At 65.0% G+C, this 10,908-nt stretch carries 7 protein-coding genes and 1 tRNA gene; 2 read left to right on the forward strand and 6 right to left on the reverse strand.

The window, feature by feature from the left end:
- Positions 1-920, forward strand: a 920-nt coding sequence (locus QRN04_RS17475; protein ID WP_284977302.1) for an S-layer homology domain-containing protein, incomplete at its 5' end; no start/stop codon positions are given.
- A 4-nt stretch (positions 921-924) separates the two neighbouring features.
- Here QRN04_RS17475 and selB read toward each other — a convergent pair.
- The 3 genes from selB to QRN04_RS17490 form a co-directional block, all read right to left on the reverse strand.
- Positions 925-2,748 carry a selenocysteine-specific translation elongation factor gene (gene selB / locus QRN04_RS17480; protein WP_284977303.1) on the reverse strand — a complete coding sequence of 608 codons (1,824 nt, stop codon included), beginning with the start codon at positions 2,746-2,748 and terminating at the stop codon, positions 925-927.
- Positions 2,749-2,751: 3 nt separating this feature from the next.
- Positions 2,752-4,143, reverse strand: coding sequence for an L-seryl-tRNA(Sec) selenium transferase (gene selA, locus QRN04_RS17485; protein WP_284977304.1), 1,392 nt, complete (start codon positions 4,141-4,143; stop codon positions 2,752-2,754).
- 35 nt (positions 4,144-4,178) lie between these two features.
- Positions 4,179-4,273 (reverse strand) — tRNA-Sec (locus QRN04_RS17490).
- Between the two features lie 57 nt (positions 4,274-4,330).
- On the opposite strand from QRN04_RS17490, the gene selD reads away from it, so the two are divergent.
- Positions 4,331-5,341 (forward strand): selenide, water dikinase SelD, encoded by a 1,011-nt coding sequence (selD, locus tag QRN04_RS17495; RefSeq protein WP_284977308.1) that lies wholly within the window; start codon positions 4,331-4,333, stop codon positions 5,339-5,341.
- Between the two features lie 4 nt (positions 5,342-5,345).
- Here selD and nrfD read toward each other — a convergent pair whose 3' ends face one another.
- From nrfD to fdh, 3 genes are read right to left on the reverse strand one after another with little or no spacing between them, the layout of a single operon-like run.
- Complete coding sequence (nrfD, locus tag QRN04_RS17500; protein WP_284977305.1) at positions 5,346-6,452, reverse strand: NrfD/PsrC family molybdoenzyme membrane anchor subunit; 1,107 nt, start codon at positions 6,450-6,452, stop codon at positions 5,346-5,348.
- Entirely contained in the window at positions 6,449-7,444 is a 996-nt protein-coding gene (locus QRN04_RS17505) for a 4Fe-4S dicluster domain-containing protein (RefSeq protein WP_284977306.1), read from the reverse strand. The genes nrfD and QRN04_RS17505 overlap by 4 nt, the downstream gene beginning before the upstream one ends.
- Positions 7,445-10,744, reverse strand: coding sequence for a formate dehydrogenase (gene fdh, locus QRN04_RS17510; protein WP_284977307.1), 3,300 nt, complete (start codon positions 10,742-10,744; stop codon positions 7,445-7,447).
- Positions 10,745-10,908: the final 164 nt, after the last annotated feature.

A 10,908-nucleotide genomic window follows, 5' to 3' on the forward strand; every position in this document is an offset into this window, starting at 1 on the left:
ACCGCCTGGCCGGCTCCCCGGCGTTCACGGCCCCGCAGAACTCACCCTTCACGGATGTCACGCCTAGCACCACGTTCTATAAGGAGATCACCTGGTTGGCCTCCACCGGTATCAGCACCGGATACACCGAGTCGGACAGTTCCAAGACATACCGGCCACTCCTGCCTGTGGCCAGGGACGCCATGGCGGCGTTCATGTACCGCTTCTACCAGCTCACCCACCCAGCGGTGGGCAACGATGTCTCCTGGCCGCAATGCGGCTCGACTCTTCCCAGCGGACAGGCCTTCGCCATCGTTGGTGTCAATGGAGGCCGTGCGGACACTACCAATCCATGTCTCAGTACGCAGCTATCCTGGGCTGCCACCTCTTCTGGCGGGACCAGTCAGCCCGCAGTGGCCCTCTACGTCAACACCGGCAACCCTGGCACGTCCGGGTCGTGGTGGCCTCAGAGCAACACGTACGGCGGAAAAGCCGTCACCAACCCTTACGGCAACTGCACCCCCGGCTCCGTCGGCGCGGCCTGCTCCTACATGTACGGCTATGCCAAGGCTTATGACGATGCGACAGCGCGCGGGGTTGAAAACCCGGCTTCCTTCATTTGGTGGCTGGATGTGGAGACCAGCAACAGCTGGTCAACTGATACTGCTGCCAACAGGGCCGACCTCGAAGGAATGGCCGCCTACTTCATCAGTATTGGCGCCCGGACCGGGCTCTACTCGACCACCTTCCAGTGGAGCGGGATCACCGGCACCGTGCCGTTCACCAGCAACCTCTACACGCTGAACAGCTGGATCCCAGGGGCCGCGTCACTGGCCGATGCAAAGAGCAAATGCACCACCGCGCCGTTGACGGGCGGCGGCAAAGTCGCCTTGACCCAATACATCTCCGGTGCCTTCGACTACAACGTCGCGTGCCCTTGAAGAGTCAGCGCACCACACTTCGGTGACCGGCATCCAACCGTCGGGTCCAACCCCGTGAGTCAAGGTACTCCAGGAGCGGAACTGCCACCCGCCTGGTTGTTCCCAGCGCCTGCCGGGCCTGGCTCGTGGTGAAGGGCTGCTCCAAGCGTGCGAGTTCGCGCATGGCCAACGCCGGTGCCGTCGGCAGCAGGACCACACCATCGCCCAACCGCAGCAACCGCCCGGCGCGTCCGGCAGCAGCCAGTTCCCGCGCACCCAAACCGAGCGAGACCAGTTCATCGGCTTCAGGGGCCCTGAAGGGGGCTGAAGCAAGTTTGGCCTCCACAGCTGAGACGGCCGGTTCGACGGCGCCAAGCTCACCGCCGCTGCCCGCCAACCGTACGTGACCAGCGTCCTGCTCCAGGCCCGCATCGCGAACCACGTGGCCCAGCAGCGCCTCGGCCGGAAGTTGAAGCAGGTCTCGTGCCGCACCTTGGGACAGGCCAAGGGTGAGTGGGTCCCGCTCATGCAGTGCTTTCAGCTCCGTGCGCAACCGCTCCTGCCATGCTTGATAAAGCGGGGCGTGGACCCACCAACCACCGATGACCTTCACCCCATCGGGAGCAACGGCGGTAGGAGCAGCGCCGTCGTGTCCTGTTTCATCGGCTCCGGGCAGCAGGCCGAGCCGGCGCAGATGCTGTTCCTCCATGGCACCACGGCCGGCGACTTCGCCGAGCAGATCTCCACCGGCGTCCAGGCGCGAAAGGCGCTTCGCCCACTGGAGGCCATCGCCGCGGCGCCGCAGCGCCGGGGGGTCGGCGTCGAGGACTTGTGCTCCGCCCAAGACCATTCGGCTCCCCGGATCGCGTAACACCATGCGGTCGCCGAGGACCAATGGCAAAGGCCTGTCGAGCACGAGCCGCGCGTGGTCGGCATCAAAGGGCCGCAGCCGGCACGGCACCGCCGCTGTGCCAGCGTGAACCATCAGGCGTTCCGGTACGTCGGTGTAGCTGACGCCGGTGGTACGTCGGACACCCAGGACGCTCGTGGCGACCCAAGCACCGGGGGTGAGCAGCGCATCGCCGCGCCGGACATCACCAGCGGAAACATCACGCAGATTCAGTGCGACCCGGTTGACCGGCCCCAGCGACGAGTACGACGTATCGCGGCTTTGCAGCCCCCGAACGGCAACCGAACGGGAGCCGTCGTGGCCCAGCAATTCCAATCGGTCACCCTGAACGAGCGTTCCCGCTGCGAGCGTTCCGGTCACCACGGTTCCCGATCCCGCGATGGTGAACGAGCGGTCCACCCACAACCTGACCCGCCCCGACGCGGTGGGTGAAGGCACCGTGGCCAGTACGTCGTCGAGGGTGGCTCGCAGTTCTGCTAGTCCCGTACCCGCAGGGGCGGAAACGGCCACGGCGGGCGCATTCTGCAACCCGGTACCGGCCAGCTCACTCCGGGTTCTGGCCAGCACGTCGTCAACCCGCCCCGGAGCCCTGTCGATGCGGCTCAGGACTATAACGCCGTGTTCGATGCCCAAGGCGGCGACCGCGTCACGGTGGTCGCTCGACTGCGCTTGCCAGCCCTCGTCGGCAGCAACCACAAAGCAGACCAAAGGTGCCGGCCCGATGCCGGCGAGCATGTTTCCGAGGAACCTCTCGTGCCCGGGGACATCCACGAACGCGACATCACGCCCGGATGGCAGCTCGGTCCAGGCATAACCCAAATCAATGGTCAGGCCCCGGCGTCGCTCTTCCTCCCAGCGGTCCGGTTCCATGCCCGTGAGGGCCCGTACAAGGGTGCTTTTCCCGCAATCGACATGCCCGGCGGTGGCGACAACATGCACCGCCTAGGCCGTCCGTCCGGCAATTTCTTCGGTGCCCGCCACCAAAGCACGTTCCGGGCCTCGCAGCTTCGCCGTGGCCTGACGAATTGCCTGGAGAACCAGGTCGTCGTCTTGTTCGGGCACGCATCTCAGGTCCACCAAGCAGGAGCCGTCGTGGACGCGGGGTAGCACCGCCGGGTCGCCGGTACGCAGGGTGTGGGCCAGTGCTGCAGGGAGTTTCAGTGCCCAGCCCGGCAGTGGGACGCCGGGAGCGCCACCGCCGCCAACCCGGCCGTCATGCTCCATCACAGGTACCCCGAGCGCCGCGGCCAGCCGATCAGTCCGTTTCCGCAATTGCGCTGAGGTTGCATGGAGCGCCCGGGCCACCGGCGGCTCGCCGCCATTGAGCGTGGCCTCGAGCGCGGCGAGGGTCAGTTTGTCGGCGCGGACAGCCCGGGCCAAAGGGTGTGTGGCCAGCCGGGAGATCATCGCGGACGTGCCCAGCAGCAAACCAGCTTGGGGACCGCCCAGGAGCTTGTCACCGCTGGCTATGACGACGTCGGCCCCGCCTGCCAAGGCTGTGGCGACGTCGGGTTCCTCCGGCAGCAGCGGATCGGGCGCCAGTAGGCCGCTGCCCAAGTCCGCGACGAGTGTGGTCCCGCGCGCCGCGGCAAGGGCGCTAAGTTCGCGTAACGGCACGGCGGAGGTGAAGCCATCCACTCGAAAGTTGCTGGGGTGAACCTTGAGAATGCAAGCGGTGTTAGGCCCGACGGCTGCCTCATAGTCACGCAGGTGGGTCCGGTTGGTGGTGCCTACTTCGCGCAGAGTGGCACCTGTGGATTCGATCAGGTCAGGAAGCCTGAAGCCCGCGCCGATTTCCACCAGCTCCCCGCGGCTCACCACGACTTCCTTGCCGGGGCCCATGGGGGCAGTGCCGGGGGGAGCCGCTGCCAATGCGGTAGTGGCCAGTACCAGTGCTGCGGCGCCGTTGTTGACCACCAAAGCGTCCTCCGCCGAGGGACAGGCCGCAAGCAACGCTGCGCGGACTCCCGCTCCACGGCGCGAACGCGTGCCCGTAGCCAGGTCAAGCTCCACATCTACATAACCGCTGGCCGCCAAGAGCGCTTCGACGGCCGCCCCGGATAGCGGGGCCCGGCCGAGGTTGGTGTGGACAACAACACCTGTCGCGTTCAGCACCGGGAGCAGGGTAGTCGCAGTACGCGTGGCCACCGTGGCCAGCAAGGCAGGTTCAACCTCATCGGGTGGAAGCTCACCGCGGCGAGCCTGCTCTTGGACCTGGCGGACGAGTTCGCCGATGACGCGGCCGCTGAGCCTTTCCCGCGCGGCCTGGACGGCGGGCAGTCCCAACAGATCGTCGGTGCGCGGTATGCGGCGGCGCGGATCGATGTGGCTCATGGTCCCTCCTCGGTCCGCGGGTTGTTGCCCGTAGTTGGCGGAGGCGGACGGGAATCGAACCCGCCAGGCCGAGATGCTCGGCCTCACCGGTTTTGAAGACCGGGGGGCCCACCAGGACCCGGACGCCACCGCGTTCAATTTAGCAGATCATCGGCAGGGGTACGCTAAGGAGGTGAACCACGCCCCCATGTCCAGCCCGAAACTTCACGAGCATGCCGCAGGCGCCATCCGGCTCACCGGCTTCGCCCATGGGGGTGGGTGTGCGTGCAAAATTCCACCCGGCGAACTCGAAGACGCCGTTCGGGGCCTCACGGGCCAGCCCGGGGCCGATGTATTGGTGGGTCTCGACAGTGGCGACGACGCCGCAGCCGTCAGGGTCGCGGACGGGCTTGCCGTCCTCTCCACGGCCGATTTCTTCACTCCCGTTGTGGATGACGCCTTTGACTGGGGCCGGATCGCTGCCGCCAACGCGCTCTCGGACATCTATGCCATGGGTGGTCGCCCCGTCATGGCGATCAACCTCGTAGGCTGGCCCCGCGACGTGCTGCCCATGGAACTGATGACCGAAGTCCTCCGGGGTGGCCTCAGCATCGCGTCCGAGGCCGGGTGCCCGGTCATTGGCGGGCATTCAATCGACGATCCAGAGCCGAAGTACGGCATGGCGGTAACCGGTCTGGCCCACCCGGACCAACTGCTGCGGAACGACGCCGCCACTGCTGGATTGCCGCTGACGCTCACCAAGCCTATCGGCGTCGGACTGCTCAATAACCGGCACAAGCAGACCGGTGAAGTGTTTGCCGAAGCCATCGCAACCATGACGGGCCTGAACCGCGATGCCGCGAACGCCGCGGTGGCGGCGGGCGCACGGGCGGCAACCGACGTCACGGGTTTTGGTTTGCTCGGACACCTTTACAAGATGTGCAGGGCCTCCGGCGTCGGCGCGGTGATAGACGTGGCTGCAGTGCCCGTCGTCGACGGCGCCCGGCAGGCACTGCGGGACGGTTACGTCTCAGGTGGAACAAGGCGCAACCTCGATTGGGTGCGTCCACATCTGCGGTCCGCACCCGGAGTCAGCGAGGATGACCTGCTGCTTCTCGCGGACGCGCAGACCTCCGGTGGCCTGCTGGTGGTCGGAGAATTGCCGGGATATCCCGTGATCGGATACACCACTGCGGTTCCCGGTATTGAAATCCGCTGATCCCTCAGTTGGCGGTGGTGATCGAATCGTTGGTGACGCCAGCGGCCCTGCGCGCCGCGAGCCGCTTCTTTTGCGGTTCGATCGTGTAGCGCGGATCCCTTGCTGAGGAAAGCCCCGCTTCGAAGACACCGAACCGGGTCAGCGCGGAGGCAGTCAGTAACGCCACACCGGAGGCAGCGGCGACCACTCTGTGGCGTCCTCCCAGCAAAGTCCCCAGAGCTCCTGCGATGGCCAGCCGTTCGCTCCACTTAAGCATGGTCCCCGCTTTGCCCAGGTGCAGTGGCTCGGCAACCACGGGATCCATCCTGTGTTCCATGACGCGCATTGCAAGGACATCCCCCATAACCCCGACGACGGCAAGTTTCCGTGCCGGACCGGCCTCATGGACGGGAGTGGTGATCATGGCGAGCCCGGCAGAGGCCAGTGCGGCGGAACTGACGAAGACGAACGGCAATTCCTCGTGGGCGGCGTTCCATGTGGGCGTGGCAGTGTCGCCGAGAAGCACCGCCGTGTACGCCGCCAAAGGCCCGGCGAAAATGGCTGCCTCGAATCCTGCAGGGCCTTCCACTGCCCGCAAGACAGTCCGCAGCGGGCCCAACGGCAACCGGGCCCCCGTCAGTCGATCGAGCTCCGCCACGGCAACCACGCCGGCGCCGGCACTGAACGCACTGAGGATCCAGGAACCCACACTCATGGGCGATGTCACCTTGAAGGTGCGCAGCATGTTCAGGAAGCGCTCAGGCCTGCCAAGGTCCTTGACCAAGGCAACAGCACCCAGCCCTACCGCCCCAAGCGCACCCAGCCGCGCGTTCCGGCGGAGCGTGGGACGGCCGGTCAGTTGCCCGCCGAGGCCAAGGAGCGCCGAACCGGCGGCCACGCCGCCCAGGAACAAATATGCTGCAACGTCCTCTGCCCAAGGCGCTGGTTTGACCACGGGACGGCCATAGTACGAGCTGAATTCCGGCTCCGGGACCATGGGCATTTCCCGTGAACCGTCACCGCCGTCGCGGCGCCGTCCGTTGTTGCGCTGTCCGTTGCTGCGCACGCCGCCCGTTCGACGACGACGCGCCGGCTCAGGGGGACGGAAGGCATCGAACTCTGAGTGGGTCACGCTTTTCCTCCGAGGAAAGCAAAGGCGGCGGCAGCGACCATGCCGGCGACGGCCATCCCTGCGCGGCGGTACATCTGGGGCAGGTCGGCTGTGGGCACCCGTGGGTCCGGCGGAAGTCCGTACACTTCGGGTTCGTCAAGTAGCAGGAAGACCGATCCGGTTCCGCCGACGCCGTCGAGCTCGTTGGCCCCGTAAAGCCTCGCCTCGGTGAGGCCTTGCGCGTGCAGTTCTGCCACCCTCTCGCGGGCGGTCTCAACCATGGTGGCGTGGTCACCGAACTTGATGGACGTCGTCGGGCATGCCTTGGCGCAGGCAGGCGTCTCATCGTCGACAAGTCGGTCGTAGCAGAGTGTGCACTTCTGCGCGACGCCTACGTTCGGAATATCAGGATGGTCGGTGTGCTGCTCCTTCCGTTCGGAGGCGACCATGGCCGTGCCGTCGCTGCGCCGTTCAATCACGCCGAACGGGCATCCGGCAACGCAGGTTCCGCAACCGTTGCATACGTCGTCCTGAACCACCACAGTGCCGAATTCGGTGCGGAAAAGGGCTCCTGTGGGGCAGACGTCGAGGCAACCGGCGTGCGTGCAGTGCTTGCAGACGTCCGAGGACATCAACCAACGGAAATCAGCCGTGTCAGGCGGGGTCGTATCCGCAGACGCAAGGTCCGGCTGAGAGGGAGGACCGAATTTGGGCATTCCCAAACTCACGAGTGCCCGCCCTGTCTCGCGTGCTTCCTTGATGCGTTCCTGACCCTGCTCCACGAACGCGACGTGCCGCCACGTGCTTGCCCCGAGTGCCCCGGTGTTGTCATAGGAGGATCCGAGGAGTTCCAGGTTCCCGTCTCCGGGATTGTGGTTCCACTCTTTGCACGCTACTTCGCAGGCCTTGCAACCGATGCAAATGGACGTGTCCGTGAAGAACCCCTTGCGGGATTCGTGCTGCTCCCAGTGGGCGTCCACGGCCGGGTCCGTTGGTCCTGACAGCTGTCCCATCTAGTCCTCCAACGTCGAGCCGCTGCCCGGATCGGTGATTCGGGCATTTCCGGTTTCGGGCGTTATTCCTGCACGTGCTTGGTATTCCGCCACCAGGGCGAGCAAGTCCGCGCCCCGGGGCCGGCGGCCGGGTCGAATATCACACGAGGCTGCCTTGGATTCCTGGATCTGGACGTTCGGGTCCAGTGTCACGCCCAGAAGGTCGTTGGCGGCGTCACCGCTGACAATCGCGTTCGTTCCAACTCCCCAGTGATAGGGGAGCCCAATCTGGTGAACGGTATGGCCCGCTACGGTCAGGGGGGTCATCCGGTCGGTGACCAGCACTTTCGCTTCAATGGCGGACCGTGCCGAAATGATGGTGGCCCAACCAAATGGCTCAAGTCCGCGCTCGGCAGCGAGCTCGGGCGAGACTTCGCAGAACATTTCCGGTTGCAACTCCGAAAGGTAGGGCAGCCAACGGCTCATCCCGCCGGCCGTGTGGTGCTCGGTGAGGCGGTACGTGGTGAAGACGTACGGATAGATGTCCGCACCGGGGCTGCCGGCACTTGGTGCACTCAGATTATCCTTGCGGCCGTACGTCATCCTTCCGGGATTCTGCTGCTGCGGATAGAGTGCGTTGGACACAGGCGATTCCTGCGGCTCGTAGTGCGTGGGCAGCGGGCCGTCCACAAGACCCTTCGGGGCGAACAACCACCCCTTCCCGTCGGCTTGCATGATGAAAGGATCATCTCCAGCCAATGCGGCCGAACCACCCAGTTCAGGGTCAGGCCGGCTTCCAGGGGCACGGTCAATCGGGAAGTCGGGGACGTCGTCGCCAACCCATTGGCCCTTTTCCTGGTCCCACCAGACGTACTTCTTCCGCTCGCTCCATGGTTTCCCGGCCGGGTCCGCCGATGCACGGTTGTAGAGAACACGCCGGTTGGCAGGCCATGCCCAGCCCCACTCAGGCGCTACGGGCCCCTGTTCCTGGCCGGGCTTCCTGTTGGCGGCGTGGTTTACCCCGTCTGCATACACGCCGGTGTAAATCCAGCATCCCGAGGAGGTTGAACCGTCTGCACGTAACTCGGTGTAGGCGGAAAGCGGTTTGCCCGCATCCGGACCCGTCAGATGGCGGCCGTTGATCTCAGCGAGCACGGCTTCGGGCTCCGGATCGCCGTGTTCGTCAACTGGGTAGTCCCACGTCAGGTCAAGGAGCGGGCGATCCCGTTCATCGGTGGAGCCAGCCAGCTTTTCACGGATCTTTTGCCCCAACAGGAAGAAGAACTGCAGCTCGCTCTGGCACTGTCCCGGTGGCGCCACAGCCTGGTGCCGCCACTGGAGCAGCCGCTGGGTTTGCGTAAACGAGCCCGCCTTCTCCACGTGGGTTGCTGCGGGCATGAAGAACACTTCGGTCTCGATGTCCTCGGTCCGCAGTTCTCCTGATTCGATCTCGGGGCCGTCCTTCCACCAGGTCGCGGACTCGATGAGGTTCAGGTCGCGGACAACCAGCCACTTCAAGTGGGACATACCCATGCGCTGCATGCGGCCGTTGGAAGATCCGACGGCGGGATTCTGACCGAGAACGAAGTAGCCCTCCACCTTGTCCTCGAGCATGGACATCACGGTCTGGTAGGTACCGTGCGGCCCGTTAAGCCTCGGAAGGTAATCGTAGGCCCAGTCGTTTTCCTTGGTGGCGGCGTCGCCCCACCAAGCCTTCAACAGACTGATCGCGTAGGCATCAGCTTCAGCCCAAAAGCCCTTCTGCTTCTTGGACCCGATGGCTTCGACGAACTCGCGGAAAGTGTCATGACGGCCGGCGCTGGGCATCGGCAAGTATCCAGGCAACAAGTTGAACAGCGTGGGGATGTCGGACGAGCCCTGGATACTGGCATGGCCACGGAGTGCCATGATTCCGCCGCCCGGGCGGCCCATGTTTCCCAGCAACAGCTGCAAAATGGCAGCAGCACGGATGAACTGCGTTCCCAAGGTGTGCTGGGTCCATCCAACGGCGTAGGCAAAGCACGTTGTCCGGTCACGTCCGGAGTTTTCCGTGACGGCACGCGCCATGTACTCGAAGTCGGCGGTGGTGATGCCACACATCTGCTGCACCATCTCCGGCGTGTACCGGGCGTAATGCCGTTTCACGATCTGGAAGACGGTCCGGGGGTCCTGCAGGGTTTCGTCCCGCTGGACTTTAGCGTGCTCCAAGGGAGGGCCACCGCTGCCGAACGTATGGCCGGCGGCACGGTCCGAAGCATCGGAGCCGTGTTCCGTTCCTGGGCCGGGCTCGTCGATGGTGTCGCCGCCCTCTTCTGCGTAGGACCACGAAGAGGGGTCATACGCACCTGTTTCGGGATCGAATCCGGAAAACAGGCCGCCGAGGTCTTCGGCGTCACGGTAATCGGCATGAACCAACGTTGCCGCATTGGTGTACGCGCTCACGTACTCCTTGAACCAGAGGTCATGAGAGATGACGTAGTTGATCAAGGCACCCAAAAGCACGACGTCGGAACCAGCCCGGATGGGAATGTGCTTGTCAGCCACCGCGGACGTACGCGTGAAACGGGGATCCACGTGGATGACTTTAGCTCCGCGTGCCTTGGCTTCCGCGACCCACTGGTAACCCACTGGGTGGCACTCCGCCATGTTGGAACCCTGAATGACGATGCAGTCTGCGTTAGCCATGTCCGGCAGTGATTGAGTCGCACCACCGCGACCAAATGAGGCTCCCAAACTGGGAACCGTGGCGGAGTGTCAAATACGGGCTTGGTTTTCGACCTGCACGGCCCCGGCGGCGGTGAAGAGCTTCTTGATCAGGTAGTTCTCTTCGTTGTCCAGGGTTGCGCCGCCCAGGGAGGCAATGCCCATGGTGCGGCGGAGGAGGCGGCCTTTTTCGTCTTCCTGCTCCCAGGTTCTGCGCCGGGTCTCAATGAAACGGTCTGCCACCATGTCAATGGCGGTGTCGAGGTCCAAGGTTTGCCATTGCGTAGAGCGGGGCGCCCGGTACAGCACACTGGTCTGGCGGCCGGGCGAGTTGACGAGCTGTTCGCTGGCTGACCCTTTGGGACAGAGGCGGCCGCGGGAAATCGGCGAATCGGGATCGCCCTCGATCTGGATGACCTTCTCATCCTTGACGTACACGCGTTGCCCGCAGCCAACTGCGCAGTACGGGCACACGCTCTGTACGACGCGGTCTGCGGTGGCGGTCCGGGGGGTGATCGCTTGCGTGTGCGGCGAAGTCACAGCGGGCCCACGACCCAGTAGATCGCCCGAGGTCACCTGCCGGACGACCGGCCACTGAAGAAAACTGCGGCGTGCCATGGCAGGAGCTTATCCCAGTCTTGGGCCGGATTGACAGCGACACGGCCAAGATTCGGGGTGCCCGGGGACCTCCGCCGTGGGGGTGCTGCCGCTGCTTGGTGATATTTGGGGGTGTTATTTGGTGGTGGCGGTGCGTTGGGTGGCGTTGAAGGCGAAGGAGATGG

Source organism: Arthrobacter sp. efr-133-TYG-104 (assembly GCF_030208915.1).
In the GTDB taxonomy this organism is placed as follows: Bacteria; Actinomycetota; Actinomycetes; order Actinomycetales; family Micrococcaceae; genus Arthrobacter.

What these genes read in the sequence shown, in the direction of transcription:
- selA (WP_284977304.1), bottom strand. Translation starts at nt 4,143, where the DNA reads ATGAGCCACATCGATCCGCGCCGCCGCATACCGCGCACCGACGATCTG.
- selD (WP_284977308.1), top strand. Translation starts at nt 4,331, where the DNA reads ATGTCCAGCCCGAAACTTCACGAGCATGCCGCAGGCGCCATCCGGCTC.
- QRN04_RS17505 (WP_284977306.1), bottom strand. Translation starts at nt 7,444, where the DNA reads ATGGGACAGCTGTCAGGACCAACGGACCCGGCCGTGGACGCCCACTGG.